The 26762-nt window shown below is 73.0% G+C and carries 21 protein-coding genes and 2 pseudogenes; 15 read left to right on the forward strand and 8 right to left on the reverse strand.

The window, feature by feature from the left end; all coding sequences use genetic code 11:
- Window positions 1–14: 14 nt before the first annotated feature.
- A complete protein-coding gene (locus BKK79_RS24275; protein WP_071039090.1) occupies window positions 15–893 on the reverse strand; it encodes an ABC transporter substrate-binding protein in 879 nt (292 codons plus the stop codon).
- A 544-nt stretch (window positions 894–1437) separates the two neighbouring features.
- On the opposite strand from BKK79_RS24275, the gene BKK79_RS24280 reads away from it, so the two are divergent.
- The gene (locus BKK79_RS24280; RefSeq protein ID WP_071017983.1) at window positions 1438–1776 is read left to right on the forward strand and encodes a hypothetical protein; all 339 of its coding nucleotides are present in this window, start codon (window positions 1438–1440) and stop codon (window positions 1774–1776) included.
- Between the two features lie 24 nt (window positions 1777–1800).
- Here BKK79_RS24280 and BKK79_RS24285 read toward each other — a convergent pair whose 3' ends face one another.
- The gene (locus BKK79_RS24285; RefSeq protein ID WP_232346440.1) at window positions 1801–4296 is read right to left on the reverse strand and encodes a penicillin acylase family protein; all 2496 of its coding nucleotides are present in this window, start codon (window positions 4294–4296) and stop codon (window positions 1801–1803) included.
- Between the two features lie 286 nt (window positions 4297–4582).
- Between BKK79_RS24285 and BKK79_RS24290 the strand changes: the two genes are divergently transcribed.
- The 7 genes and pseudogenes from BKK79_RS24290 to BKK79_RS24320 all read left to right on the forward strand — a co-directional run bounded on the left by BKK79_RS24290 (window position 4583) and on the right by BKK79_RS24320 (window position 12372).
- A complete protein-coding gene (locus tag BKK79_RS24290; RefSeq protein WP_084085116.1) occupies window positions 4583–5446 on the forward strand; it encodes an IclR family transcriptional regulator in 864 nt (287 codons plus the stop codon).
- Window positions 5447–5500: 54 nt separating this feature from the next.
- Entirely contained in the window at window positions 5501–6556 is a 1056-nt protein-coding gene (locus tag BKK79_RS24295; protein WP_071039091.1) for a cyclase family protein, read from the forward strand.
- Window positions 6557–6844: 288 nt separating this feature from the next.
- Window positions 6845–8110, forward strand: a complete 1266-nt coding sequence (locus tag BKK79_RS24300) for an ABC transporter substrate-binding protein (protein ID WP_071039092.1) — start codon at window positions 6845–6847, stop codon at window positions 8108–8110.
- A 14-nt stretch (window positions 8111–8124) separates the two neighbouring features.
- Entirely contained in the window at window positions 8125–9300 is a 1176-nt protein-coding gene (locus BKK79_RS24305) for a thiolase family protein (RefSeq protein WP_442873287.1), read from the forward strand.
- 136 nt (window positions 9301–9436) lie between these two features.
- A complete protein-coding gene (locus BKK79_RS24310) occupies window positions 9437–9814 on the forward strand; it encodes a Zn-ribbon domain-containing OB-fold protein (protein WP_071039094.1) in 378 nt (125 codons plus the stop codon).
- Between the two features lie 93 nt (window positions 9815–9907).
- A pseudogene (locus BKK79_RS24315) lies at window positions 9908–10201 on the forward strand (Bug family tripartite tricarboxylate transporter substrate binding protein); the annotation flags it as partial.
- A gap of 74 nt (window positions 10202–10275) precedes the next feature.
- Window positions 10276–12372: an acetate--CoA ligase family protein gene (locus BKK79_RS24320; protein ID WP_071039096.1), complete on the forward strand. Its 2097-nt coding sequence runs from the start codon at window positions 10276–10278 to the stop codon at window positions 12370–12372.
- A 184-nt stretch (window positions 12373–12556) separates the two neighbouring features.
- Here BKK79_RS24320 and BKK79_RS24325 read toward each other — a convergent pair whose 3' ends face one another.
- From BKK79_RS24325 to BKK79_RS24345, 5 genes are all read right to left on the reverse strand, one after another.
- Window positions 12557–14185, reverse strand: a complete 1629-nt coding sequence (locus BKK79_RS24325; RefSeq protein ID WP_071017971.1) for a sulfite reductase subunit alpha — start codon at window positions 14183–14185, stop codon at window positions 12557–12559.
- Window positions 14182–15252, reverse strand: coding sequence for an FAD:protein FMN transferase (locus BKK79_RS24330; RefSeq protein ID WP_071039097.1), 1071 nt, complete (start codon window positions 15250–15252; stop codon window positions 14182–14184). Before BKK79_RS24330 ends, BKK79_RS24325 begins: the two co-directional genes overlap by 4 nt.
- Window positions 15253–15326: 74 nt before the next feature.
- A complete protein-coding gene (locus tag BKK79_RS24335; RefSeq protein WP_071039098.1) occupies window positions 15327–16187 on the reverse strand; it encodes a DUF4198 domain-containing protein in 861 nt (286 codons plus the stop codon).
- Between the two features lie 82 nt (window positions 16188–16269).
- Window positions 16270–16794 (reverse strand): DUF2271 domain-containing protein, encoded by a 525-nt coding sequence (locus tag BKK79_RS24340; protein ID WP_071017966.1) that lies wholly within the window; start codon window positions 16792–16794, stop codon window positions 16270–16272.
- Window positions 16795–16832: 38 nt separating this feature from the next.
- The gene (locus BKK79_RS24345) at window positions 16833–17489 is read right to left on the reverse strand and encodes a PepSY-associated TM helix domain-containing protein (RefSeq protein ID WP_071022082.1); all 657 of its coding nucleotides are present in this window, start codon (window positions 17487–17489) and stop codon (window positions 16833–16835) included.
- A 399-nt stretch (window positions 17490–17888) separates the two neighbouring features.
- Between BKK79_RS24345 and BKK79_RS24350 the strand changes: the two genes are divergently transcribed.
- From BKK79_RS24350 to BKK79_RS24360, 3 genes are all read left to right on the forward strand, one after another.
- The gene (locus BKK79_RS24350; protein ID WP_071017964.1) at window positions 17889–19442 is read left to right on the forward strand and encodes a methyl-accepting chemotaxis protein; all 1554 of its coding nucleotides are present in this window, start codon (window positions 17889–17891) and stop codon (window positions 19440–19442) included.
- Between the two features lie 178 nt (window positions 19443–19620).
- Window positions 19621–20961, forward strand: a complete 1341-nt coding sequence (locus tag BKK79_RS24355) for an LLM class flavin-dependent oxidoreductase (RefSeq protein WP_071017962.1) — start codon at window positions 19621–19623, stop codon at window positions 20959–20961.
- Window positions 20962–20965: 4 nt separating this feature from the next.
- Window positions 20966–21970, forward strand: coding sequence for an aliphatic sulfonate ABC transporter substrate-binding protein (locus tag BKK79_RS24360; protein ID WP_071040340.1), 1005 nt, complete (start codon window positions 20966–20968; stop codon window positions 21968–21970).
- 87 nt (window positions 21971–22057) lie between these two features.
- Here BKK79_RS24360 and BKK79_RS24365 read toward each other — a convergent pair whose 3' ends face one another.
- The gene (locus BKK79_RS24365; protein WP_071017958.1) at window positions 22058–22912 is read right to left on the reverse strand and encodes a LysR substrate-binding domain-containing protein; all 855 of its coding nucleotides are present in this window, start codon (window positions 22910–22912) and stop codon (window positions 22058–22060) included.
- A 212-nt stretch (window positions 22913–23124) separates the two neighbouring features.
- On the opposite strand from BKK79_RS24365, the gene BKK79_RS24370 reads away from it, so the two are divergent.
- The 4 genes and pseudogenes from BKK79_RS24370 (at window position 23125) to BKK79_RS42345 (ending at window position 26695) form a co-directional block, all read left to right on the forward strand.
- Window positions 23125–24360 (forward strand): aminotransferase class I/II-fold pyridoxal phosphate-dependent enzyme, encoded by a 1236-nt coding sequence (locus tag BKK79_RS24370; protein WP_442873288.1) that lies wholly within the window; start codon window positions 23125–23127, stop codon window positions 24358–24360.
- 146 nt (window positions 24361–24506) lie between these two features.
- Window positions 24507–26111, forward strand: coding sequence for an amidase (locus BKK79_RS24375; RefSeq protein WP_442873316.1), 1605 nt, complete (start codon window positions 24507–24509; stop codon window positions 26109–26111).
- 329 nt (window positions 26112–26440) lie between these two features.
- Window positions 26441–26566: pseudogene (locus BKK79_RS42340) on the forward strand (DNA-binding protein); the annotation flags it as partial.
- A 21-nt stretch (window positions 26567–26587) separates the two neighbouring features.
- The gene (locus BKK79_RS42345) at window positions 26588–26695 is read left to right on the forward strand and encodes an H-NS family nucleoid-associated regulatory protein (RefSeq protein WP_442873318.1); all 108 of its coding nucleotides are present in this window, start codon (window positions 26588–26590) and stop codon (window positions 26693–26695) included.
- The last annotated feature ends 67 nt before the right edge of the window (window positions 26696–26762 follow it).

Consider the following 26762-nt stretch of genomic DNA (forward strand, 5'->3'; position numbering starts at 1 on the left):
GCGACCGGCCCGCCTCACTTCAGCGCACTGCCGATGGTGAAGTCGCGCGGCAGCGGCGCCGCGCTCTTGGGGCCGAACCACTTGTCGTAGATGCGCGCGGCGGTACCGTTCTTCTCCAGGTCCAGCAGGATGCCGTCGATGGCGGCCACCAGCCGGGTCTCGCCCTTGGGAATGCCGACGCCCATGTACTCGCGGGTCAGCGTGAACGGCGAGATCTCGAACTGCTCCTTGCCGGGCAGCGTGGCCAGCAGCGCGCCGAGCTTGGCGCCGTCCTGGGCGAAGGCCTGGATGGCGCCGCTGCGCAGGGCCGCCAGGGCCAGCGGGGAGTCGTCGTAGGCGATCACGCGGGCGTCCGGGTAGCGCTGGCGCAGCGTGGTCTCCTGCGTGGTGCCCTTGTCCACCCCCAGGCGCCAGGACTTGAGGTCGTCGGGCTGCTTGAGCGTGCCTTTGCGGGCGATGAACTGCAGGCCGCTGGCGAAATAGGGCGTGGAGAAGTCGATCTGCTGGCGGCGCTCGTCGGTGATGGTGAAGTTGGCGGCGACGATGTCCACCTTGTGCGAGGCCAGCAGCGGCAGGCGGTTGGCGGGGTTGGTGGCGCGGTACTCGATCTTGACGCCGAGCCGGCGCGCGATCTCCTCGGCATAGTCGACGTCGAGGCCGACCGGGGCCGCCTTGGCATCGACGAAGCCGAAGGGCGGGTTGGCGTCGAACACGCCGACGCGCAGCACACCGGCCTTGCGGATGTCGTCGAGGCGATCGGCCAGGGCCTGTCCCGGCACCAGCGCGGTGCCGGCGGCCAGGGCCGCCAGGGCGGAGAAAACGGCGAGGCGGCGCGGCAGCCGTGGCGTGACGCGGGAGAAACCGAGGGCAGCAAAGGGCGTCCGGGTCGACATGTAACACTCTCGTAAGATGCGATGGAGCGACGATAGCGCCACCCGTGCGCGCCCGGAACGAAGCGTTTCGCAGATGCATATGCCCCACCGGCCGCCTGCCAGGGCGCGCCGGCCGTGGCTCGGCGGCCGGCAGGCAGGCGGCGCCGGCGGCCCGCCGCACGTCCGGGTGGCGCCGGCGCGGCACACATTTGCAGACAATTCTTTACGCTCTCAAATATTTGCTTACAAGACACACAAACCCCGGCGGCAATGGCCTGCTAAGTTGCAGGCTTCGGCGGCCACCGGCTGCCAATATGTAGGAGCCGCCGCATGCGACAAGTCCGCCCAGCCCTCCCTCCGCTACGGCCAGCCGGCCGCACCCGCGCAACCCTTCCGGCCGCCGCCCGCGCGCAGCAGCCGGCCCCCCACGGTACCGATGGCAACCATGGCCGGCGCGCGCGCTGATGAAGTGGTCGACCATCGCCCTCGTGCTGGCGGCCTGGCTCGGCAGTTGCATGGCGATCGGCTGGCTGGTCATGGGCTGCTCGGCGCTGCTGTCGCACTGATGGCCGCCGCGTCCCGCCCGCGCGCCAGCCGCGAGGCGCCACGCTCCGCCGCGCGCCCCGCCCCGCGCCTCCTGCCGGAGATCCCGCCCGACGCGCAGTCCGAGGCCCGTGCCGAAGCGCGGCCGGAGGTCCTGCCGGATGCGCGCATGCTGTCGGAGATCGGCTGGCTGCAGCGCTGCAACCATTGCGGCGAGTACTGGCCGGCCGATGGCGAGTTCTTCCCGCGCGACGCGCGCCGCGCCCACGGCATCGAGCTGACCTGCAAGGCCTGCCGCAAGGAACGCCGGCGCGGGCCCGGCCATGCCGACGAGGAAGCGGCCGAGGCCAGGGCGGCCTGAGCGGCCTGGCGGCGCCCGCCCGCGCTACGGCGCGGGCGGCACCAGTTCGAGCCGCTCGCGGCTTTCCTTCTCCACCGCCCTGCGCGAGTAGACCAGCGGGAAGGTCTCGCCACGCACCCACAGCGACGCCAGGTCGCGATAGTGCGGGCTGGCCGGATTGCCCGACTGGCCGGGCGCATTGACCGCCCGCGCGGCATCCCAGTTGCCCACGTCCAGCACCATGCGGAAGGACGCGCCGGCGCTGAGCTGGTAGTCGCCGGCGCGGTAGCTGGCGTTCATCGGCGTGAACGACGAGCCGCCGATGGGGCCGGCGTTGACATCGAACTTCTGCCGCGCCGCGGCGTCCAGCACCGTGTCGAGCGGATGGCGGAAGACGGCGGCATGCAGCTTGCCCCACTGCCAGCCGGCCGGGTCGGCGCCGAGCTTGCGCTCCATCTCGCCCATGGCCTGCTTCAGCGCGCCCAGCATGGCGTCGTTGCGACGCTCCAGCGGCATCCACGGCTCCGGCCGTTCCAGCACCGCCAGCACGCGCGCGGCGTCGCCGCTGCCAACCAGCCGCGCCACCTCGGCCGGCAGCGCCGCGCGCACCACGGCCGGACGCAGGTACTTGCCGAACCAGACCTCGAACAGCGCCGCCGGCGCGCTGTCGGCGCGCTCGTTGCCATCCCAGCCGCGCAGCAGGTCCAGGCCCCGGCGCAGCTGCGGATCGGTGCTCTGCAGGTCCTTGAGCAGTGCCACCAGGCGCTGTGCCGGCAGTGACACGGTATCGTTCTGCCAGGCGATCGAGTCCTCCAGCGTGGCGTGCGGGCTGGCCGCCACCAGGCTCTTCAGGCGGCGCGCGCGCGCCGTGTCGCTCCACTCGTAGCCCACGCCCAGGCGGGCCGCCGGATGGTTGGGCGGGATGGTGTTCTCGTTGGCGGTGACGACGTAGCCCGCGGCCGGATTGAAGGCCCATGGCAACTGGTCCATGTCGCGGTAGCCGGCCCACTCATAGCGGCCGTCGCCGGGCACCGGCATCAGCCCGTCCCAGTTCGGCCGCACCGGGGTCAGGCCGGCGGGCAGCCAGCCGATATTGCCGGCGCGGTCGGCATAGACCTGGTTCTCGCCGGGCGCCCCCCAGCGGTTCATGGCGGCGCGGAACTGGTCCCAGTTCTGCGCCCGCATATAGTCCATCGAGCCGAAGTAAGGCGCCATGCCGAGGTCGAGCCAGGCCGCGCGCAGCGCCCAGGCGCGCCCGCCCTTGGCATCGGCGAAGAGCACGGGGCCGTGGCGCGTGAAGTCGATGGCGACCTTGCGCGGCACCGCCTCGCCGCGCACCGCGATCTCCTCGGTGACGCTCTCCATCGGCTCCCAGCGGCCCTTGTAGCGGTACTCGTGCGGGTTGGCCGGATTGGTCTCGTAGCCGTAGACGTCTTCCTGGTCGATGTAGAAACGCGTCAGGCCGAAGGCGATGTGCTCGTTGTGGCCGATCGAGATGCCGGGCAGGAAGGGCTCGCCGGCGCCGATCACCGACAGGCCCGGCGCATTCAGGTGGCTGATGTAGCGCAGGCTGGGCGCGCCATGGGCGCGGTGCGGGTCATTGGCCAGGATCGGGCGTCCGGTGGCGGTGCGGCTGCCGGCGATGACCCAGTTGTTCGAGCCCAGGCTGCGGCCCATGTCGCTCGCCATGTCGACGGTGGCGTAGAGCGCCGCGGGCGGCAGCGCGGCGGCGGCGTTGCTCCACCATTCCTTGGGGAAGCGCGGCGGCGCGGTGGCCAGGTCGTAGGCGCGGCGCAGCTCCGCCACCGGCACCGAGCAGGGATCGAGCCCCTCCGGCACCCTGGGCTCGACCTGCGGGTCGAGCTCGCGGCGCAGCCAGTCGGCGCGCGCGGCCCCGGCGCGCGCATGGCAGTAGAGCTGGGCGCGGTCCAGCTCGCCGGTGAAGTTGGTGGTGAGGCCGTGGTGGCGGATGCGCACGATGTCCTCGGCGCGCCAGCGCGCGGGCTTGTAGCCGAGCACGCGGAACTCCGGCGGCAGCAGCTCGGGGCGGGCCTCGGCCAGCGCCACATAGGCATTGATGCCGGCGACGAAGGCCTCGGCCACGCGCTTGGCGTCGGAGCCGTAGGCCAGCCATTCGCGGTAGAGGTCGCCGCGGAACAGCACCGCGCGCGCCATGCGGTCGCCTTCCACGTAGGCGGGGCCGAAATCCTTGGCCATCTGGCCCAGGCCGCGCTTGCGCCACAGATCGATCTGCCACAGGCGGTCGCGCGCGGCGACGAAGCCCTGCACGGTGAAGGCGTCGTACAGGGTGTTGGCGTAGATGTGCGGCACGCCCCAGCGGTCGACCAGCACGCTGGCCGGCTTCTCCAGCCCCGGCACCGCGAAGCGCTCGCCGCCGGTGGCTGCCGTGCCGGCATGCGTGGCGGCGGACGGCACCGCCCGCGCCGGCGCGGCGCCCAGCGCGAAGCCGGTGGCGAGCGCCAGCATGGCGGCGCGCAGCAGGCGGTAGGCGCGCGGGCGGCGCCGGGGATGACGGTTCATGGCGGAGCGGACGGAAAAAGGGAGGATCGGCAGGGGCGCGGCAGCCTGCAAGCATAGCGGAAGCCGGCCGGTTCCGGCGCCGCCTGCCGGCGCGCCGCGGCCGGCCTGCCGGTTTCATCCGGCGAAACTTTGATGCATCGCAGAATGACGGCACCAGCGAAGGCGCCTATAACAACGTCGTTGCACAGTGGATTTTCCACACCATCGCGGTGAGAAGCCGGCGCCGAGCCGAATCCAGCCGTTTCATCCAGCAAAACCCAACCGAAACCGAGCGCCGGAGCCCCGCTTGCCCTCTCCCCCCTGTTCCTCCCTGCAGAAGGCCTGCCGGCTGTTGCGCGCCCTGTCCGACGCCCGCAACACGCGCCTGACCGACCTGGCCGCCGCCGCCGGCGTCGACAAGGCCTCCGCGCTGCGCCTGCTGGAGACGCTGGCGGCCGAGGGCCTGGTCCAGCGCGACCCCGACACCAAGGCCTTCAGCCCCGGCACGGAGTGGCTGGCGCTGCGCGCCGCCGCCCTGCACCGCATCGACCCGCGCGCCCTGGCCCGCCCGGCGCTGATCCGGCTGGCCCAGCAGTTCGAGGACACCGCGCTGCTGTCGGTGCCGAGCGGCTGGGAATCGATCTGCATCGAGCTGCGCCTGGGCAGCTTCCCCATCCGCGCCAACTACCTGGACATCGGCAGCCGCCGCCCGCTCGGCGTCGGCGCCGGCAGCCTGGCCCTGCTCGCCGCCCTGCCCGACGCCGAGGTCGAGGCGGCGCTGCAGTGCCTGGCGCCCGCGCTCAAGCGCTACCCGCGCATCAGCACGGCGCTGCTGCGGCGCGAGGTGGAGGCCACGCGCGAGCGCGGCTACGCCGTGCTGCTCGACGTGGTGGTGGAGCGCATGGGCGGCATCGCCGTGGCGCTGCCCGATCCCGACGGCTATCCGCTCGCCGCCCTCAGCATCGCCGCGCTCAACGAGCGCATCAGCGAACGCGAGACGGCGCTGGCACGCGCGCTGCGGCGCGAGGCCGACGCCGTGTGCGCCGCCTGGGCCGGCGGCGTGCCGCGGCCGCGCCGGCGTGCCGTGCCGGCGGCGCGCGCCGCGGCCCCCGGCGAGGCCCTGCCCGCCACCCCTGCCGTGCCCGGCATGCCCCGCATGTCCGGCACCTGAGGCACGGCGCGATACGCAGCCCTTCCACCCATATCGACCATGGAGACTACACGCATGCGCTGGAAACAACGTCCGCCCGGATCCAACTGGGGCGACTTCGGAGCCGACGACCAGCTCGGCCGCGTCAACCTGATCGGCCCGGAGCAGGTACGCAAGGGGGCGCAGGAAGTGCAGGCCGGGCTGAGCTTCTGCCTGTCGCTGCCGCTGGACTATCCGGGCGGCAACAAGCTCAATCCGCGCCGCCACCCGCCCGTGCTGCGCCCCACCTTCCGCGACGGCGCGCCCTACGTCAACTTCCCGCTGGCCAAGGTCGACCCCGCCGCCACCGATGTGATCAGCGACGACCAGGTGCTGCTGTCGCTGCAGTACTCCACGCAGTGGGACTCGCTGGCCCATGTGGGCGCGCTGTTCGACGCCGACGGTGACGGCCGCGCGGAGCGCGTCTACTACAACGGCTACCGCGCCAACGAACATATCGTCGGCCCGGTCGACTACGCCGAGGACGACCACTTCGCCGCGCACGGCTGCGGCCACGAACACAGCGAAGCGCGCGCGCTCGGCATCGAGAACTTCGCCGTCAAGGGCATGCAGGGCCGCGGCGTGCTGGTGGACCTGGCGCACCACTACGGGCGCGAGTTCCGCACCGTCGGCTACGACGACCTGATGCGCGTGATGGAAGCCGACCGCGTCGAGGTCGAGCGCGGCGACATGCTGCTGCTGCGCACCGGCTTCGCCGAGGTGGTGCTGTCGATGCAGCGCGAACCCGACGAGACGGTGCTGCACCATAGCTGCAGCGCCCTCGACGGCCGCGATGACAAGCTGCTGCAATGGCTCACCGATTCCGGCGTCGCCACGCTGATCGCCGACAACTACGCGGTGGAACGCTACCCCGCGCGCCCCGCGCCGGACGACGGCGGCCACCATCCGCTGCTGCCGCTGCACCACCACTGCCTGTTCAAGCTGGGCCTGCCGCTGGGCGAGCTGTGGTACCTGCACGACCTGGCGCAATGGCTGCGCGCGCACGGCCGCTCGCGCTTCCTGCTGACGGCGCCGCCGCTGCGGCTGCCCGGCGCGGTGGGATCGCCGACGACGCCGGTGGCGACGGTATGAGCCCGGCAATATCGGCAGGCCGCTGCTAGTGGAAGCCAGCGGCATGTTGAGGGATATCGCCACCGCGAGTGCCTACCCTCACCCCCAGCCCCTCTCCCACGCAGTGGGAGAGGGGAGCAGACCGCTTGCACTGGCGCAAGCCTTCGCATCACCGACTGCTGTCTCCCCTCTCCCGCTTGCGGGAGAGGGGCCGGGGGTGAGGGCCAGCGCCCGCAGCCGCGACGACACACGACACACGAACCCAAGAAGCGAAAACGCCACACCCAGCCTGAGCAAGGAGGAGATCTCATGCCAACCCGTCCCGCCCAACCCAGCCGCCTGCGCGCCACGCTGACCGCGCTGGCCCTGGCCCTCAGCGCCGCGCTGCCGCTGCACGCAGCCGCGCAGGCCCCCGCCGCCCCCCGCATCTCCGACGACATCGTCAAGATCGGCCTGATCCTCGACATGAGCGGCCTGTACGCCGACGTCACCGGCCGCGGCAGCGCCACCGCCGCGCAGATGGCCATCGACGACTTCGGCGGCAAGGTGCTGGGCAAGAAGATCGAGCTGGTGGTGGCCGACCACCAGAACAAGGCCGACATCGCCGCCAGCAAGGCGCGCGAATGGTTCGATACCGGGCGCGTCGATGCCATCCTCGACGTGGCCGCTTCGGCGCCCGCGCTGGCGGTGCTGGAAGTGGCCAAGCAGAAGAACCGCATCGTGGTGTTCTCCGGCCCCGGCACCGAGCGCATCACCAACGACCTGTGCACGCCGGTCTCGGTGCACTATGCGTACGACACCTACGCGCTGGCCAACTCCACCGCGCGCGCGGTGGTGCAGCGCGGCGGCAAGACCTGGTTCTTCCTGACCGCCGACTATGCCTTCGGCCACACGCTGCAGGAGTCCGCCACCGCGGTGATCAACGACGCCGGCGGCAAGGTGCTGGGCGCGGCGCGCCACCCCATCGGCGCCAGCGACTTCGCCTCCTACCTGCTGCAGGCCCAGGCCAGCAAGGCGCAGGTGGTGGGCCTGGCCAATGCCGGCGGCGACGCCGTCAACGCCATCAAGGCCGCCAACGAGTTCGGCCTGACCCGCGACGGCAAGCAGCGCATGGCCGGCCTGCTGCTCTACATCAACGACATCCACGCCATCGGCCTGAAGACCGCGCAGGGCCTGCTGCTGACCGAGGGCTTCTACTGGGACATGAACGATGCCACGCGCAAATGGTCGCGCCGCTACTTCGAGAAAGTGAAGCAGATGCCGAACATGAGCCAGGCCGGCGTCTACTCTTCGGTGATGCATTACCTGCAGGCGGTGCAGGCCGCCGGCAGCGATGACACCGCGCCGGTGATGAAGCAGATGAAGGCCGCGCCCATCCACGACTTCTTCGCGCAGAACGGCCGCATCCGCGAAGACGGCCGCATGATCCACGACATGTACCTGTTCGAGGTCAAGGCACCGTCCGAGTCCAGGTATCCGTGGGACTACTACAAGGTGCTGGCCACCATCCCCGGCGACCAGGCCTTCATGCCGCCGGCCAAGTCGAAGTGCCCGCTGCTGAAGCAGGGCGGCTGAGGGACGCGCGCACCATGACTGCCATCAGCGCCATGACTGGAATGCGCACCGTCAACACCGCCTTCCTGCGCGGCTGCGGCAACACCCGCTTCGGCCGCCTCGAAGGCAGCAGCCCGCTGACGCTGATGGCCGCGGCCGCCGACGCGGCCCTGGCCGATGCCGGCCTGGCCCGGCGCGACATCGACGGCGTGCTGTGCGGCTACGCCACCACGCTGCCGCACCTGATGCTGGCCGACCGCTTCTGCGAGTACGCCGCGCTGACGCCGGCCTACGCCCACGGCATGGCCGCCGGCGGTGCCACCGGCGGCGCCATGGCCATGCTGGCGCGCGAGCTGGTGCGCGCCGGCCGCTGCCGCAACGTGCTGGTGGTGGCCGGCGAGAACCGCCTCACCGGCCAGAGCCGCGACCAGTCGATCCAGACCCTGGCCCAGGTCGGCGAGCCGGAGATGGAGGTGCCCAACGGCGCCTCGGTGCCGGCCTACTACGCGCTGCTGGCCTCGCGCTACCTGGCCGAGACCGGCATGGCGGTCGACGACCTGTCAGGCTTCGCGGTGCTGATGCGCGAGCACGCCGCCGGCCATCCCGACGCCCACCTGCGCGAGCCGCTGACGCTGGCCGAGGCACGCGCGGCACGCGCCATCGCCACGCCGCTGCGCCTGTCGGACTGCTGCCCGATCTCCGACGGCGCGGTGGCCGTGGTGGTATCCGCCGAGCCCGGCGCGGGCCGCCCGGTACGCCTGGCCGGCGCCGGCCAGGCACATCGCCACCAGCACCTGTGCGCCATCGGCAGTGTGCTCGACACCGGCGCGGCCGAGGCCGCCGGGCGCGCGCTGGCCGAGGCCGGCTGCAGCGTGGCGCAGCTCGACTGCCTGGCCATCTACGACTCCTTCACCATTACGCTGGCGCTGCTGCTGGAGGAGATCGGCCTGGCCCCGCGCGGCGGCGCCGCGGCGCGGCTGCGGGCCGGCGACTTCGGCCGCGACGGCGCGCTGCCGCTCAACACCCACGGCGGGCTGCTCGCCTTCGGCCATTCCGGCGTGGCCGGCGGCCTGATGCACCTGGCCGAGGCCGGGCGCCAGCTCGCCGGCCGCGCCGGCGCGCGCCAGCTGGCGCGGCGCGAGCGCGCCCTCTTCCATGCCGACGGCGGCGTGCTGTCGGCCCACGTCAGCCTGGTGCTGGAGGCCGCATGAGACCGTCCCGCACCGTACCGCCCGCGCAGTCCTCACGGATGGCGCAGATCACGCAGACCGGACAGACCCGACGGCCCCGGCAGGCCGGGCGAGGCTTCCCTTGCCGGGCGGCAGCGCCCGTCACCGAGGTATCGGCATGACCCAAGCCATCGAACCGGCCGCCGGCCACCCCTACACGGCCGGCCTCGCCGCCGGCGAACTGCGCTACCAGGCCTGCGACGACTGCGGCGCCTGGCAGCCGCTGCAACGCCACGCCTGCCGCGCCTGCGGCAGCACGCGGCTGGGCTGGCGCCGCGCCGGCGGCGGCGCCACCGTCTACGCCGTGACCGAGGTCGCGCGCGCCCCCACCGAAGCCTTCCGCGCACTCGCCCCCTACACGCTGGTGCTGGCCACGCTGGACGAAGGTCCACGCGTGATGGGCCACGCCGAGCCGGGCGTAGAGATCGGCGAGCGCGTGCGCGCCGGCTTCCTGCGCCACGGCGAACAGACCCTGCTGCGCTTCCAGCGCGAATAGGGCGCACCGGGCCCGGGCATGCCCGGGATGCGCGGCGGCCAGGCCGCATCCGCGCCGGCAGCGCCGGCACGCACCACCCCATGGAGAGATCCGATGACACCGAAGCTCCGGCGTCGGCGGGCCGCGCTCGCCCCATCGCTGGCCTGGCTGGCCTGGCTGGCCGCCCCCGCGGCACAGGCCCAGCCCCAGACCGCATCCCCGCCCCAGTCCTGGCCCAACCGCCCCGAGCGCCTGGTGGTGCCCTATCCGCCCGGCGGCCCGACCGACATCGTGGCGCGGGTGGTCGGCATGAAGCTGCCGGAGCAGCTGGGGCAGCCGCTGGTGGTGGAGAACCGCCCGGGCGCCGGCGGCAACCTCGGCGCGATCGAGGTGGCGCGCGCCGCCCCGCCTTTTCCGTCCCCTTCCCCGAACCCGCTGCGGGCCCGCCCGTCCGGCCAACCCGCGAACTCCAAGGCCACACCATGCAAGCCAAGCTGCAAGCCCTGCTGACCCCGCGCTCGATCGCCGTGGTCGGCGCCTCCGACCACATCCACAAGATCGGCGGCCGTCCCATCCACTACATGCGCGAGCACGGCTATGCCGGCACGCTGTACCCGGTCAATCCGCAGCGCGACACCATCCAGGGCCTGCCGGCCTACCCTTCGCTCGACGCGCTGCCCGAGGCGCCCGAACTGGCCATCATCGTGGTCGGCGGCGGGGCCGCGGTGCAGGCGGTGCGCGACTGCGCGCGCCTGGGTGTGCAGGCCGCCATCGTGATCGCCTCCGGCTTCGGCGAGGCCGGCGCGGAAGGGCGCCGCCAGCAGCGCGAGATGGTCGAGGCCGCGCGCGCCAGCGGCCTGCGCCTGGTGGGCCCAAACAGCCAGGGCCTGGCCAACTTCGGCAGCGGCGCCATCGCCAGCTTCTCCACCATGTTCATCGAGGTGCCGCCGCAGGACGGGCCGGTGGCGGTGATCAGCCAGAGCGGCGGCATGGCCGCCATGGTCTACGGCCTGCTGCGCGCGCAGGGCATCGGCGTGCGCCACATGCACGCCACCGGCAACGAGGCCGACGTCACCGTCAGCGAGATGGCACTGGCGGTGGCGCACGACCCGGACGTGCGGCTGATCCTGCTCTACCTCGAAAGCCTGGTCGATCCCGCCGTGCTGGCCGAGGCGGCGGCCGTGGCGCGCCAGCGCGGCGTGCCGCTGGTGGCGGTCAAGTCGGGCCGCTCCGACGCCGGCCAGCGCGCCGCGGCCTCGCACACCGGCGCCATCGCCAACGAAGACCGCGCGGTCTCGGCCTTCCTGGAACGCCACGGCATCTGGCGCGTCGACGATGCGCATGCGCTGGCGCGCTGCGCCCCGCTCTACCTGCGCGGCTGGCAGGCGCGGGGCACGGGCCTGGTGGTGGTGAGCAACTCCGGCGCGAGTTGCGTGATGGCCGCCGACGCGGCGCAGCCGCTGGGCCTGGCGATGGCGCCGCTGGGCGCGGCCACCCAGGCCGCGCTGGCCGAGCGCCTGCCGGGCTTCGCCGCCACCGCCAACCCGGTCGACGTGACCGCCGCCCTGCTGACCAACAGCGGCCTGTTCGGCGAGGTGCTGCCGCTGGCGGCGGCCGATCCGGCCACCGACCTGCTGCTGCTCGACATCCCGGTCGCCGGCATGGGCTACGACGTGCCGCGCTTCGCCCGCGACGCCGCCGCCTTTGCCACCGAGGCGGGCAAGCCGATCGCCGTCGCCGCCTGGCAGGCGCCGGTGGCCGAGGCCTTCCGCGGGCAGCAGGTGCCCGTCTACGCCAGCGGGCGCGAAGCGCTGGCGGCGCTGGCGCAGCTCGTCCACCACCAGCGGCGGCTGCGCGAGCTGGAGGCCGCGCCGCCGCTGCCGGCGGCGATCGCCACGGCCGCCACACCCGCCACCGGCAGCGCAGGCGGCCACACCCTGAGCGAGGCGGCCAGCCTGGCCCGCCTGGCCGCCGGCGGACTGCCGGTGGTGGCGCACCGCCTCTGCCGCAGCGAGGACGAGGCCGTGGCCGCGTGGCGCGAGCTGGGCGGCCCGGTGGCGGTCAAGGCCTGCTCCCCCGACGTGCCGCACAAGAGCGAACACGGCCTGGTCGCGCTGCGCCTCGACGACGCGCAAGCGGTCGCGCAAGCCTGGCGCGCGCAAAGCGCCGCGCTGGCGCGCCTGGGCGCGCGCGCCGAAGGCGTGCTGGTGGCACGCATGGCGGCCGGGGCCCACGAGTGCATGGTGGGCGCGCACTGGGATCCGGTCTTCGGCCCCGTGCTGGTGGTCGGCGCCGGCGGCAAGTATGTCGAAGCGCTGCACGATACCGCCGTCCTGCTCGCCCCTTGCCGCGAAGCCGACGTGGCACGCGCCCTCGCCGGCCTGCGCATCGCGCCGCTGCTGGCCGGCGTGCGTGGCGAGGCCGCCGCCGATGTGGCAGCGCTGTGCCGCGTCGCGGCGGGTGTCGGCGAAATGATGGCGCGCGGCGGCGGCGCCATCCGCGCGATCGACGTCAATCCGGTGATGGTGAGCGCGGAGGGCGTGGTGATCGTCGATGCGTTGATTGAAATGGCGGCGTAGCGGCGTAGCGGCGTAGCGGCGTAGCGGCGTGCGGGGTCGGGGGGTTGGCGAAGGCGATCGTGCTGGCGGGCGCCTGCCCTCTCCCCCGGCCCCTCTCCCGCAGGCGGGAGAGGGGCGTGAACCGGCGCGATGCGCGCCGCATCGCTCCAGACCACACCGGACCGTAACGAACCAAGCCCGGCCGTCAGTACACGTCGCGCCGGTACCGCCCCGTTTCGCCCAGGCGCGTCAGCGTGTAGTCGCCCAGCGCTTCGGCCAGCGCCGCATGGACGCCGGCGGCCATGCCCTGCAGGCTGCCGCAGACGTAGATGGCGGCCCCAGCCTCGATCCAGGCGCGCACGTCGGCGGCGTTGGCGCGCAGCGCGTCCTGCACGTAGCGCAGCGGTCCGCCATCGCGCGAGAACACGCGGTCCAGCCGTTCGAGCGTGCCGTCGGCCTGCCAGGCGGCGAGTTCGTCGGCGTAGAGGCTGTCATGGGCGGCGGTGCGTTCGCCGAACAGCAGCCAGTTGCGCCGGCTGCCGGCGGCGGCGCGGGCTTTCAAGTGGGCGCGCAGGCCGGCCAGTCCGGTGCCGTTGCCGACCAGCAGCAGCGGCACTTCGTGCGCGACCGGATGGAAGGCGCGGTTGCTGCGCACGCGCAGCGCGATGCGCGCGTCGGCCGGCGCGTGCTCGGTGAGCCAGCCGGAGGCGAGGCCGAGGCGGCCGTCCGCATGGCGGGTCTGGCGCACCAGCAGTTCGAGGCGGCCGTCGGCCGGCAGCGAGGCGATGGAGTACTCGCGATGGGGCAGCGCCGGCAGCGTGTCGACCAGTTGCTGCGGCGGCAGGCCGCGCATGGTGTCGAAGGCGGCTTCGGGCAGCGGCAGGCGCGTCGCCAGCGCCGCCGCCAGCACCGTGTCCTCGCCGTCGCAGCGCACCGGCGTCGCCGCCTCCAGGCCGAGGCGCGCCAGCAGCGCGTCCACTTCGCCGGGTGCGCGGCAGGGGCCGATCTCGGCGATGTCGCCGGCCTGCCAGGCCAGGGCCCCGGGCGTGCCGGGCACTTCCGGCGCTTCCGGCACCAGCGCGAGGTGGAAGACCGGCTCGCCGGGACTGCCGGGATTGAGCAGGCGCCGCTCGGCCAGGCGCCAGCGCGCGTAGCGCGGGCGTTCCCAGTCGGCGATCTCGGCGCCGCCGCCCAGCGCGGACAGGTGGTTCTGCCAGTGGCGCAACGCGCCGGCGTCGCCGTTGTCGACCTCGACCATGTCGAACAGCGGCTGCGCCTGCTGCTTGTGCAGCCAGGCCTCGAGCGTGCGGCCGAAGCCGCAGAAACGCGCATAGCTGCTGTCGCCCAGCGCGAGGATGCCGTAGCGCAGCGGGGCCAGTCCCGCCGCGCCGGCACCGGAGAGGAAGCGGCGCATGAAGCCGGAGGCGCTGTCGGGGGCGTCGCCCTCGCCGGTGGTGCTGACCACGAACAGTGCCTGCCGGCAGGCCGCCAGGCCCGCGCCATCGAGATCGGCGAAGGACAGCAGGCGCACCGGCTGGCCGGCACCGCGCAGCGCCTGCGCGGTCTGCTCGGCGATCTGTTCGGCAAAGCCGGTCTGGCTGGCATAGGCCACCAGGGTCGGCACGGTGCCTTCGCCGTCCGCACCGCCGCGCGCGGCGGCCCTGGCCTGCCGGCGCGCCAGGTGGCGCGCGGCGATCACGCCGCAGAAGCCGGCATAGGCCAGCACCACGCCGGCGGCGGCCACGCCGCGCGACTGCGCCAGGCCGGCCAGCGCGACGCCGGCGGACATGGCCGCGGCGGACCATGCCGCCGGCGCAAGCACAGGGAATCTCATGACAGCATGGCCTCGAAGGCCGGGCTGAGGCGCTCCTCGAAGCCGTGCGGCGTGCGCAGCAGGAAGCGCGCCGCGAGCTGCCGGCCGCGCGCGAACGCCAGGCCGGCTTCCGGGCCCAGCACGGTCAGCGCGGTCGACAGGGCGTCGGCCAGCATGCATTCGGCATGCAGCACCGTGACCGAGGCCAGCGCGTGGCTGGCCGGATAGCCGGTGCGGGGGTCGAGCGTGTGGGCATAGCGGCGGCCGCCGCAATCGAAGTAGCGGCGGTAGTCGCCCGAGGTGGCCACCGCCAGGCCGTAGAGCGCGACCAGCGTGCGGGCGCCGCCCGTATCCGCAGCGGGCGTTTCCAGCTCCACCCACCACGGCGTGCCATCGGGCTTGGTGCCCGCGCCGCGCAGTTCGCCGCCGATCTCCACCAGGTGGTGCGGCAGGCCGAGCGCCGCCAGCCGGCGCGAGACCGCGTCCACGGCGAAGCCTTTGGCGATGGCGCACAGGTCGAGCGAAAGGCCGCCGGGCTGCTGCAGGCGGCGCTCGGCCGCGTCGAAGCCGACGCGTTGCCAGCCGCAGCGCGCGCGTGCCAGCTCGACCTCGGCCGGCGCGGGCGGCGTGCTGCGCCGTGGCGCCGGCCCGAAGCCCCACAGGTCGACCAGCGGGCCCGCGCTCGGGTCATAGGCGCCGCCGCTGTCGCGCGCCACCTGCAGCGCACAGGCGACCACCGCGGCCGCGTCGGCGGGAAGGGTCAGCCAGGTGCCGGGCGCGGCGCGGTTGTAGCGGCCGATGTCGGAATCCCCGCGCCAGTTGCTCATCTGCGCGACCACGCCGGCGAGCACGCCGTCGATGGCGGCCTGCACGGCGTCGGTGCTTTCGACCCCTGCCAAGCCTTCCACCGCGTCCATGCCTTGCGCACCGTCCGCGACGCCGGTGCCCGCCCGCGCGGGCAGCGCCGCCAGGACCGACCAGGTGGTCCCCATCGCTTCGCCCTGCCAGCGGCACAGGCGCGCGCCGGGCGCGTGCGGTGGCGGCGCCTGGCCGGCCGCGGGCGAGAGGGGAATGAGGACGCGGTTCATCGGAGCGGGTGCGGGACGGGATGGTGCGGGACGGGGGGGACGGTGCGGGACGGCCGCCGCCGTCCCGGCGCGGCTTACTGCGGCAGGACTTCCACGGTGGCGGCGTAGCTCGCGCGGCGCTGCCTGGCCGGCGCGATGGTGGCCTTGTCGTCGCGCACGTCGGCTTCCAGCCAGTACATGCCGGCGGACGGCCACTTGACGCTGAACTTGCCTTCGCCGTCGGTGGTGGCGTGGAGTTCGTTGAGCTGGTCGCGGTAGCGGATGCCGCCCGGCACCACGTCGACCTTGACGTTGGCCGCGGGCTTGCCGTCGAGCAGCAGGCGGAAGCTGGCGGCATCGCCGGCGACGAGATCGTTCGGGTGCGTGATCGGCACCAGTTCGAGGCCGTGCCCGGTGGGCTTGAGCGCGTCGCCACCCGGCTTGCCGGCGGTGACGAAGGTCTCGACGCGGCCTTCGGCCTGGGTCACCTGCAGGTCCTGCGCGTTGGCCGGCACTTCCTTGGCGAAGGCCTCGGCGGTACCGCGCCAGCGCTTGGCCTGGCCATCCACCTTGTAGCTGGCGAACAGGCCGCTGTTGACCACCGCCACGCGGTAGGTGCCGGGCTTGTCCAGGCGCACGTCGAAGGTGCTGCGGTAGCGGCCGGTGGAAGCGTTCTCGGCCTTGGCGGCGGCGCCGTCGGGGGCGGTCACGGCCAGGCCGTCCAGGCGCAGCGGGAAATGCTCGAAGTAGAACAGGTCGTTCGAGACGGCGGCATCCACGGTCACCCAGGCGTCGCTGCCCGACAGCACGGTGGCCGAGGGCAGCAGCCACTGGCGGTGCGCGTGGGCGGCCAGCGGCGCCAGCGCGGCCAGGGCCAGCACGGCCACGCGGGTGGCCAGGCGCCGCGCGGGCCGGGCGGACGGATGGGACGGGTGGAGGCGTGCGGAAGTCTTCATGGTCGTGCTCCTCGTGATGGCGCGATGGCGTGATGGCGGCGGCCTGGCCGCCGGTGGCAGGTGTCGGGGCGGCGGGGCCGCATTACGGCTTCAGTTCGAGCGAGACCGTGCCGAGCTCGTGCTCGCCCTTGGCCTTGGCCGCCTGCACCGCCTTGGGCGGCCAGCTGAACGGCACGCGCAGCAGTTCGCGCCCGCCGACCTCGCGCGCCGCCTCGACCACCAGCTGGTAGTCGCCGGCGGGCAGGCTGCCCAGCGGTGCCTTGCCTTCGCTGAAGGTGAGCGCGTGCTCACCCGGTGCGCGCGTGGCACCCGAGACGCCGTCGGCCGGCATCTTCATGTCGCGGCCGGCCTTGCGCCACCACTGGCGCATGTCCTTGAGCCACTTGGTGCCTTCGCCGTCCTTGTGCTTGACGTCGTACCAGACCGCCAGCGTGGCGGCCGGGCTCTGGTCGGCGCGCTCCAGCCATAGCGCCACATAGGGCTTGTGGTACTCCGCCACGTTCAGGCGCGGGATCTCCACCTTGACGTTCATCTCCGCGGCCAGGGCGGGACCGGCGAGCGGCACGGCGGCCAGGCCGCTGAGGGTGACGGTGAACAATCGGCGCATGGGCAAGACCTCGTCAGGGAAGGGAGTCGGAGAAAACGTCAGTGGATGAACAACATGGCCAGCAGCAGCGGCACCACCAGCCCCAGCCCGACCAGCGGCCAAGTGGCGACCCGCCCGCCGGCATGCAGCTTGAGCAGGAACAGGCCGGTGAGGCAGAACACCAGGCAGGCGAAGGCGAACACGTCGAGGAACAGACTCCATGCCCGTCCTGCGTTGCGGCCCTTGTGCAGGTCGTTCAGGTAGGAAATCCAGCCGCGCGTGGTCTTCTCGTACTGCGTGCGGCCGTCCTCGAGCGCCACGCTGACCCAGGCGTCGCCACCCGGACGCGGCAGCGCCACGTAGACCTCGTCGCCCTGCCATTCGGCTTCGCGGCCGCCGGCATCGATGCCCAGCGCGTCCGACAGCCAGGCCGCCAGCGCCGCCGGCACCGGCCCCTTGGGATCGCCGCCGCCCTGGCCGGCCGCCGGCGTGGCGGCCTTGAGCGCGGCCAGCAGCGGCGCGGGCGCGGTGGCCTCGCGCGTCTCCACCTTGGGGCGCGCCTCGATCTGGCCGGCATGGTTGAGCGTGAATCCGGTGACGGCGAACAGCAGCATGCCGATCAGGCAGATCGCCGAACTGATCCAGTGCCACTGGTGCAGGTGCTTGAGCCAGAAGGCGCGGCGCTGCGAGGCCGCGGCAGGCTGGGAGTCGGTCATGGACATCGGTCGGGTCGTGGCGCGGCTGCGGCCACCGCGCGGCGGCCGTGCCGCGGCGGTTCCCGGCAAACGGCGCCCTCGTCAGAACTCGCGCCCGACGCCGGTGCAAGCGTTCGCGCCTGCATCGCCGCCCGCCGGGCAAGAGCTGAAAAGGATAATGGTTCTCATTTAAAAAGGCAATGACACGCGCACGTCACCCTGTTACAGCGGCTTACAGCACCGACACAGTCGATACGCAGGGCACGCGGGCCGCCGGTGCACCATCGCCCGCGCCGCGCCATCGAGGAATCCCCCTAGTCGCGCAGCGTCAAGTTGTGCCGAAACCAGGTCGATATCTTGAGAAATTCCGGCAATGCGCCGCGACTATGCCTTAAGAGCCACTGATACGGGAGACTTGTGATGTTGGATAACCTCAGCCTGAGGAAGAAACTGCTGCTGCCGCTTGTGCTGAGCTGGATCTGCCTGCTCGGCCTGACCCTGTGGGATGCCTGGCAGATGCGCGCGCTGCGGCTGGAGGAGCGCCGCCTCGACCTGGTCCACGTGACCAACACCGCGATCACGACCGTCGCCACGCTGGAAGCCGAGGCCCGCGCCGGCAAGATGACGATGGACGAAGCCCGGCAGCGCGCCATCGAGCAGGTGCGCGCGATGCGCTTCGGCGGCGACGGCTACTTCACGCTGATGCGTTCCGACGCCGTGGTGGTGATGCATCCGTTCAAGCCGGAGATGAACGGCCAGAACATGGAACAGACCAAGGACCCGACCGGCACCTTCCTGTTCCGCGACATCGCCGCCATCGGCAAGGGCCCGGGCAAGGGCTACCTCGAATACCAGTGGCCCAAGCCCGGCGCGCAGGAACCCCAGCCCAAGCTGAGCTACGTGGAGAACTTCCGGCCCTGGGACTGGAACTTCATCTCGGGCGTCTACCTCGACGACATCAATGCCGCGTTCCGCCTTAGCCTGATGAAGTCGCTGGGCCTGCTGCTGGGCATCGGCCTGGTGATGACGGTGGTGGTGCTGCGCATCGCCAGGAACCTGCAGGGGCAGCTCGGCGGCGAGCCGACGCAGACCTCGCTGATCGCCACGCGCATCGCCGAGGGCGACCTGTCCACGGCGGTGGACACCCGCCCGGGCGACCAGCGCAGCGTGCTGTTCTCCATGCAGCAGATGCAGCAGCGCCTGACCGGCGCCATCGGCAGCATCCGCGGCTCGGCCGATGCCATCGCCGGCGCGGCCAAGCAGATCGCCGCCGGCAATGCGGACCTGTCGCGCCGCAGCGAAGAGCAGGCCGCCTCGCTGCAGGAAACCGCGGCCAGCATGGAGCAGCTCACCGGCACCGTGCGCCAGAGCGCCGAGAACGCGCGCCAGGCCAGCCGCCTGGCCGAAGGCGCCAGCGAGATCGCGGTGCGCGGCGGCGGCATCGTGACCCAGGTGGTCAGCACCATGGGCGAGATCAAGACGGCCTCCGGCAAGGTGGTGGACATCATCGGCGTGATCGAAGGCATCGCCTTCCAGACCAATATCCTGGCGCTCAACGCGGCGGTGGAAGCGGCGCGCGCGGGCGAGCAGGGACGCGGCTTCGCGGTGGTGGCGGGCGAGGTGCGCAGCCTGGCCCAGCGCAGCGCCACCGCGGCCAAGGAGATCAAGGCCCTGATCGGCGACTCGGCACAGCGCGTGGAGGATGGCTCCGCCCTGGTGGAGAACGCCGGGCGCGCGATGGAAGAGATCGTCGAGGCGGTCAAGCGGGTGACCGACCTGATGGGTGAGATGCGCGCCGCCACCGAGGAGCAGAGCGGCGGCATCGAGCAGGTCAACCAGGCCGTCACGCAGATGGACCAGATGGCGCAGCAGAACGCCGCGCTGGTCGAGGAAGCGGCCGCCGCCGCGGCCTCGCTGGAGGAGCAGGCCGCCGCCCTGCACCAGGCCGTGGGCACCTTCCGCCTGGCGGCCTGAGCGGCGGCGTTCCGGACGGCCGTGCCGCAGCCGGCATGGCCGTCCGATATCGATATGCACCATCCTTCGTTCGCGCCGCGCGCCGCCGTTCCTACAATCGGAGCCCTGGTGCCCCATCAGGTCCCAGGTCCCATAACGCCCCGCAGCGGGCACTCCGATACGGCAAGGCCGGCGCGCGATGTCCCGTCAACTCCACCTCAACCTGTTCATCCACGGCCGCGGCCACCATGAGGCCGGCTGGCGGCATGCCGGCGCCACGCGCCAGGCCCTGACCGATCTCGACTATTTCAGCGCCCTGGCGCAGCGCGCCGAGCAAGGCCGCTTCGACTCGGTCTTCCTGGCCGATGCGCTGGCGCTGGGCGACGGTGCCGCACACGTCGCCACCGGCGCGCTCGAGCCGATCACCACGCTCGCCGCGCTGGCGCAAACGACCCGGCACATCGGCCTGATCGCCACCGCCTCGACCACCTACACCGAACCGTTCAACCTGGCCCGGCAGTTCGCCTCGCTCGACCACATCACGCGCGGCCGCGCCGGCTGGAACATCGTCACCTCCTGGGTGCGCGGCGCCGGCCCCAATTTCGGCCACGCGCACCAGATCGAGCACGCCGAGCGTTATGCGCGCGCGCACGAATTCCTCGACGTGGTGACCGGGCTGTGGGACAGCTGGGCCGATGACGCCATCGTGGACGACGCCGCGGGCGGCCGCTTCCTCGACCCGGCACGCATCCGCCCGGTCGCGCACCAGGGCCGCTTCCACAGCGTGGCGGGCCCGCTCAACCTGCCGCGTCCGCCGCAGGGCTGGCCGGTGCTGGTGCAGGCAGGCTCCTCGCCCTCGGGCCGGCAGTTCGCCGCCCGGCACGCCGAGGCGGTCTTCACCGCCCACCTCGACAAGGCCAGCGCCGCGGCCTTCTACGCCGAACTGAAGGGCGCCGCGGCGGCGCTCGGACGCGCACCGGCGCAGATCGTCATCCTGCCCGGCCTGAGCGCCGCCATCGGCGCGACCGAGGCGCAGGCACGCGCACTGCTCGAAGAACTGAACGCGCTGACCGATGTCAGCGTGGGCCTGGAGCGCCTGTCCAACCGCTTCGGCGGCCATGACTTCTCGCACCTCGACCTGGACCAGCCGCTGTCGGTCGACGACTTTCCCGATCCCGCCACCGTGCAGGCGGCGCAGAGCCGCGCCGCGGTCATCACCGGCCTGGTCAGGCGCGAGCGCCCGACGCTACGGCAGCTGCTGCACGAGCTGGCCGGCGCGCGCGGGCACTTCACCTTCGCCGGCACGCCGGAGCAGGTGGCCGACGTCATCGCCGACTGGTTCGCCACGGGCGCCGCCGATGGTTTCAACCTGATGCCGCCGGTGCTGCCCGCCCAGCTCGATGCCTTCGTCGAGCACGTGGTGCCGCTGCTGCAGCGGCGCGGCCTGTTCCGCACCGAGTACACCGCCACCACGCTGCGCGGCCACTACGGCCTGGCGCGGCCGGCCAACCGCTTCTTCGCCGCCCGCGATGCGGCCTGACGCCATGAACCGTTGCCGCCGTGCCGCCGCCTGCGCGGCCTTTGCCAAGGGGCTGGCGGGCGCGCTCGGCGCCTGCGGCCTGCTCGCCGCCCTGCTCGTCGCCCCGCTGCAGGCCGCGCACGCCGCCGACGCCTGGCCCGGCGAAATCCGCATCGGGGTGCAGAAGGGCGACGGCCTGGTCGCGCTGCGGGCCTCCGGCCGCCTCGAGAAAGCGCTCGCGCCGCATCACGTCACCGTCAAGTGGATCGAGTTCGTCTACGGGCTGCCGATGGTCGAGGGCATCAACAGCGGCGACGTCGACGTCGGCACGGTGGGCTCGACGCCCCCCATCTTCGCGCAGGCGGGCGGCGCGCCGTCCCTGGTCTACGTGGCCTATGCGCCGAAGCTGCAGCGCAGCTACGCCATCGTCGTGCCCAAGGACTCCACGGTGCGCGACGTGCGCGGGCTGCTGGGCAAGCGCATCGCCGTGGCCAAGGGCTCGCAGGGCCATCTGTTCGTGCTCAAGGCCCTGCAGGACGCCGGCCTGGACGCCGGCGCCGTGCAGCTCGCCTATCTCGCCTACGGCGAAGCGCGCGCAGCCTTCGAACGTGGCGACGTCGATGCCTGGGCGGTACCCGACCCGCGCTATGCGGACGCCGAGCTCGGCGCGGGCGCGCGCGCGCTGCTCGAGATCGGCAAGCTCTCGGTGCCGCAGTATGGCTTCTACATCGCCACGCGCCGCTTCGCCGCCAGCTATCCCGCCGCGCTGCGGCTGCTGTTCGAACAGGTCGAGGCCCAGGCGCGCGACAGCGCCGCCCACCCCGCCGCCACGGCAGCGCTGCTGGCGGACAATACCAAGGTGCCGCTGGCGGTGTGGCAGAAGGCCGTGCCGCGCGTCGACTGGGGCGCGCGCTATCCGCTCGACGCCGCCGTGCTCGATGCCCAGCAGGACAGCGCCGAACTGGCCCTGCGCCACAAGCTGATCCCGCGCCGCGTCTCCATCCGCGATGCGGTGGTCGACATCCGCTGAGGCCGCCGGCCGGGATGTTCCGCGCACGCCATCCCCACACGCCATCCCCACACGCCATCCCCACGCGCCATCCCTTCACGCGCGGCGCTACAGCCGCAGTTCCGTCAGGATCTGCTCGGCGAGGAAATCGCAGGGCGGGCGGTTGGAGCGCGCGCTGCGCGCCAGCACGATCTCCAGCTCGGGCAACGCCGGCAGGCCATGCGCGCGGCCGAGCTGCTGCAGCGAGGGCGGCACCGCGCAGCGCGCCGACGGGGCCACCGCCAGGCCGGCCTCGACCATGCTGAGCAAGCCCATCAGGCTGGGACTCTCATAAGAGGTGCGGAAGCCGATGCCGGCGCGCTCCAGCGCGCGGATGGCGTTGGCGCGCGCCGTGCTGCCGGCGCCGAACACGGCGATCGGCAGCGGGCGCTCCAGCCACACCTCCCGTCCGCCCGCCGCCGGCCCGGCCCAGACCATGGGTTCGAGCCGGATGAACTCGCCGCCCAGGCCCTTCATGCGCGTGACGCAGGCCAGGTCCAGCTTGTTGTCTTTCAGCAGCGGCGCCAGCGCGTGGCTGGGCAGGCCGATCACGTGGATCTCCACCTTGGGATAGCTGGCCGAGAACTTGCGCAGCACCGCCGGCAGCAGCGAGGAGGCATAGTCGTCCGGCACGCCGATGGCCACGCGGCCCTTGACCTCGGGATGGACCATGGCCGCCCAGGCCTCGTCGCGCAGCGCCAGCATGCGGCGCGCGTAGGCGATCAGCACCAGCCCGTCCGGGGTCGGCGAAACGTGGCGCGGGCCGCGTACGAACAGCGTCTTGCCGAGCGTGTCTTCGAGCGCGCGGATCTGCATGCTGAGCGCGGACTGCGAGCGGTGCACCAGCGCGGCGCCGCGCACGAAGCTGCCGGCATCGGCTACCGCCACCACCATCGCCAGCACATCGAGGTCAAGGGATTTCATCGGGACACACCGCTCCAGGTCATGCGCACGCTGCCCGGCCGGCCCCGCCCGGAAAGCGACGGGGCGGGACGGGAAGGCACGGTGGCGCGCGTGGGAAAGCACCTTGCCATCAGAAAACCTGATCAAAAGCATCAATATAACGCGTTTGCCTGAAGGCATGCGCCTCCGCATACTGGCGCCGTTCCCCCACTTTCCGCTCAAAGGAGACGCGCGTGACGCCGCACACCTACCACCAGTTCAAGCAGCTCGGCATGCGCCTGGACATGTCGCGCGGCAAGCCCGCGCCGGAGCAGCTCGAGCTGTCCCGCGCCCTGTTCGACGATGCCGCGGCGGCCGGTCACCTGTCGCGCGACGGCATCGACTGCCGCAACTACGGCCACCCCCTGGGCCTGCCCGAGGCGCGCGAGCTGGGCGCCGCGCTGCTGGAGGTGCCGCCGGCGCAGGTGGTCGCCGCCGGCAACTCCAGCCTGGAACTGATGCACGATGCGCTCGCCTTCGCCATGCTGCACGGCATGGCCGGCGGCACGCCCTGGGTGCGCGGCGAGGCCGCCGTGCTGTGCCCGGTGCCGGGCTACGACCGCCACTTCGCCATCTGCGAGGCGCTCGGCATCCGCATGATCCCCGTGCCGATGCGCGCCGACGGCCCGCATATGGAGGCGGTCGAGGAAATGGTGCGCGACATCCCCAGCATCAAGGGCATGTGGTGCATGCCGCTGTACAGCAACCCGAGCGGCGCCATCTATTCGACCGAGGTGGTGCGCCGGCTGGCGGCGATGCCGACGGCCGCGCCCGACTTCCGCCTGCTGTGGGACGACGCCTACCGCCTGCACCACCTGACCGACACCCCGCACGCCACGCCCGCCGTGCTCGCGGCCTGCGCCGCGGCCGGCCACCCCGACCGCGCCCTGGTGTTCGCCTCGCTGTCCAAGGTTACGATGGCCGGCAGCGGCGTCGCCTTCCTGGCCGGCTCGCCGCGCAACGTCGCCTGGTGGCAGCAATGCAGCGCGGTGCGTACCATCGGTCCGGACAAGCTCAACCAGCTGCGCCATGTGCACTGGCTGCGCGACCGCGCCGGCGTCGAGCGGCTGATGGCGGCGCACCGCGCGCTGCTGCGGCCCAAGTTCGACGCCGTGCTGGCCGCCTTCGGCGAACTGCTGGCAGACGTGCCAGGCGTGCGCTGGACCGTGCCGCAGGGCGGTTACTTCATCAGCCTCTACACGCCGCCGGGACTGGCGGCGCGCACGGTGGCGCTGGCGGCAGAGGCCGGCCTGGTGCTGACCCCGGCGGGCGCCGCCTTCCCCTACGGCCGCGACCCGCACGACAGCCACCTGCGCATCGCGCCGACCTTCCCCTCGCTGGCGGACGTGCGCGTGGCCGCGCGCGGCATCGCGCTGTCGCTGCGGCATGCGCTCGAGACCCGCGAGGCGGCCGTGCCGGCAACCGCGTAGCCGCGCTCGACGGCGACGGAGACGGCGAGGCGACGGCAGCGCGGCACCAGCGCCCTACGGGAAAGCCCGCCCTGAAGGCGCGAGGCGCTTCAGGCTACACTGCGGCACCGCCGCGGCGGCCACATCCCCGCCGCGCCGGCCGGCGCCTGGGCCGGCCGCCCCAGCCAGCCCAGGCGGCGGGCACCGCAGCAGCCACCGGAGACGCCGCCATGGCAGCCCATTCCCCGAGCACCAACGCCGCCATCGTCGAAGCCGGCATCGCCGGCCTGCAAGAGGCGATGCTGGGCGGACGCACCGACAGCCGCAGCCTGGTCGCCGCCTGCCTCGACCGCATCGATGCCATCGACCGCCACGGCCCCTGCCTCAACGCGGTGATCGAAATCAATCCCGACGCCATCGACATCGCGCGCGGGCTCGACGCGGAACGGCAGGCCGGCCGGGTGCGCGGGCCCCTGCATGGCATCCCGGTACTGCTCAAGGACAATATCGCCAGCGCGGACAAGATGGAAACGACGGCGGGCTCGCTCGCCCTGGTCGGCGCGCGGGCGCCGCGCGACGCCTTCCTGGTCGAGCGGCTGCGCGCGGCCGGCGCCGTGATCCTGGGCAAGACCAACCTGTCCGAATGGGCCAACTGCCGTTCGCCGCGCACCGTGTCCGGCTGGAGTTCGCGCGGCGGGCTGACGCGCAACCCCTATGCGCTCGACCGCAGCGCCAGCGGCTCGAGCTCGGGCTCCGCAGTGGCGGTCGCCGCCAGCCTGGCCGTGGTGGCGGTCGGCACCGAGACCGACGGCTCCATCATCTCGCCGAGCGCGGTCAACGGCATCGTCGGCATCAAGCCCACCGTCGGCCTGGTCAGCCGCGACGGCGTGGTGCCGGTCTCGCATTCGCAGGACACCCCGGGCCCGATGGCGCGCACCGTGGCCGACGCGGCCGCGCTGCTGAGCGTGCTGGCGGGCCGCGATGCGCGTGACCCGGCCACGCTGGCGGCCGACGGGCAGGCGCAGGATTACACCCTCTGCCTGCGCACCGACGGCCTGCGCGGCCGGCGCCTGGGCGTGCTGCGCAGCCATTTCGGCGCGCGCAACGACCTCGTGAGCGCGCGCATCGAGGATGCGCTGAAGGTGCTGCGCGAGCAGGGCGCGACCCTGGTCGAGCTGCCCGAGCTGCCGGGCGAGGCCGGGCTGGGCGCGCATGAGTCGGCGGTCTTGCGGCATGAGCTGAAGGCCGGCCTGGCCGCCTACCTCGCCGAGTTCGCGCCGGGGTCGCCGCACCGCTCGCTGGCCGACATCATCGCCTTCAACGACCGCCACCGCGAACGCGTGATGCCTTACTTCGGCCAGGACACGCTGCGGCGCGCGCAGGCTTGCGGCGGCCTCGACAGCGCCCCCTATCTCGAAGCGCTGGCGCAGGCGCGGCGGCTCGCGCGCGAGGACGGCATCGACCGCGTGCTGCGCGAGCACGAGCTCGACGCGCTGGTCGCGCCCAGCGCCAGCCCGGCCTGGCTGACCGACTTCGTGCGCGGCGACTTCGGCGGCGCCGGCTTCGGCAGCGCGGCGGCGGTGGCCGGTTATCCCCACATCACGGTGCCCGCCGGCCTGGTCTGCGGCCTGCCCTGCGGCCTCTCCTTCGCCGCCACCGCGTGGCGCGAGGCCGACCTGATCGCCATGGCCTATGCCTACGAACAGGCCAGCCTGGCGCGGCGCCCGCCCGCCTACGCCGCCAGCGTGCCGCGGCCCGCGACGCCGCGCTAGGACGGTGCCGGTGCCGCGCCGATGCCTGCCGATGCCGCGCCCCGATGCCGCACCTTTTCCGCACTCCTGCAACGCAGGCGTCACATTTCCCGCTTAGGCTGCCGCTCCGCCCGAAGCCGGCGTGCCGTGCCCCAGGCACGGCCGCGCCTGCGCACCGGTCAACTCTTTTGCGGATCCCGCGTTAAGCGGACATCACGCCACCGCCATCGACGGGATGGCATCGGCCGGGCAGACCGGGGGCGCGATGCACAACGAATCACCAAGCGAAGAACAGAGATAAAGGGAAGGTCACCATGGCAAGCTACAAGGAACTGCTGGTGCAGCGGGAGGCGCTCGACGCCGCCATCGCGCAGGCGCGCAAGGCGGAGATCGGGGCCGTGATCGCGCAGATCCACGGGCTGATGGCGCAGTACGGGCTGAGCACCGATGACCTGACGCCGCGCCGCGGCCGTCCGCGCGGCAGCAAGTCCGCATCGGTGGCGAAGTACCGCAATCCGAAGACGGGCCAGACCTGGTCCGGCCGCGGCCGCGCGCCGGCATGGATCGGCAAGCAGCGCGAACGCTTCCTGATCACGCAGGCCTGAGCCGGCGGCGCGGCAGGCGCCGCCACGGCCAGCCCTGGTCCACCGCGCATCACCGGGAGCAGGCGGA

Origin of the sequence: Cupriavidus sp. USMAA2-4, from assembly GCF_001854305.1 — a bacterium.
GTDB classification, from domain to species: domain Bacteria; phylum Pseudomonadota; class Gammaproteobacteria; order Burkholderiales; family Burkholderiaceae; genus Cupriavidus; species Cupriavidus malaysiensis.

Bases quoted from the DNA above. Each gene is read 5' to 3' on its own strand.
- BKK79_RS24310 (WP_071039094.1), top strand. From the start codon at position 9,437: ATGACCCAAGCCATCGAACCGGCCGCCGGCCACCCCTACACGGCCGGC.
- BKK79_RS24280 (WP_071017983.1), top strand. From the start codon at position 1,438: ATGGCCGCCGCGTCCCGCCCGCGCGCCAGCCGCGAGGCGCCACGCTCC.
- BKK79_RS24285 (WP_232346440.1), bottom strand. From the start codon at position 4,296: ATGAACCGTCATCCCCGGCGCCGCCCGCGCGCCTACCGCCTGCTGCGC.
- BKK79_RS24300 (WP_071039092.1), top strand. From the start codon at position 6,845: ATGCCAACCCGTCCCGCCCAACCCAGCCGCCTGCGCGCCACGCTGACC.
- BKK79_RS24275 (WP_071039090.1), bottom strand. From the start codon at position 893: ATGTCGACCCGGACGCCCTTTGCTGCCCTCGGTTTCTCCCGCGTCACG.
- BKK79_RS24360 (WP_071040340.1), top strand. From the start codon at position 20,966: ATGAACCGTTGCCGCCGTGCCGCCGCCTGCGCGGCCTTTGCCAAGGGG.
- BKK79_RS24330 (WP_071039097.1), bottom strand. From the start codon at position 15,252: ATGAACCGCGTCCTCATTCCCCTCTCGCCCGCGGCCGGCCAGGCGCCG.
- BKK79_RS24355 (WP_071017962.1), top strand. From the start codon at position 19,621: ATGTCCCGTCAACTCCACCTCAACCTGTTCATCCACGGCCGCGGCCAC.
- BKK79_RS24345 (WP_071022082.1), bottom strand. From the start codon at position 17,489: ATGACCGACTCCCAGCCTGCCGCGGCCTCGCAGCGCCGCGCCTTCTGG.
- BKK79_RS24350 (WP_071017964.1), top strand. From the start codon at position 17,889: ATGTTGGATAACCTCAGCCTGAGGAAGAAACTGCTGCTGCCGCTTGTG.
- BKK79_RS24295 (WP_071039091.1), top strand. From the start codon at position 5,501: ATGCGCTGGAAACAACGTCCGCCCGGATCCAACTGGGGCGACTTCGGA.
- BKK79_RS24335 (WP_071039098.1), bottom strand. From the start codon at position 16,187: ATGAAGACTTCCGCACGCCTCCACCCGTCCCATCCGTCCGCCCGGCCC.
- BKK79_RS24320 (WP_071039096.1), top strand. From the start codon at position 10,276: ATGCAAGCCAAGCTGCAAGCCCTGCTGACCCCGCGCTCGATCGCCGTG.
- BKK79_RS24325 (WP_071017971.1), bottom strand. From the start codon at position 14,185: ATGAGATTCCCTGTGCTTGCGCCGGCGGCATGGTCCGCCGCGGCCATG.
- BKK79_RS24340 (WP_071017966.1), bottom strand. From the start codon at position 16,794: ATGCGCCGATTGTTCACCGTCACCCTCAGCGGCCTGGCCGCCGTGCCG.
- BKK79_RS24365 (WP_071017958.1), bottom strand. From the start codon at position 22,912: ATGAAATCCCTTGACCTCGATGTGCTGGCGATGGTGGTGGCGGTAGCC.
- BKK79_RS24305 (WP_442873287.1), top strand. From the start codon at position 8,125: ATGACTGCCATCAGCGCCATGACTGGAATGCGCACCGTCAACACCGCC.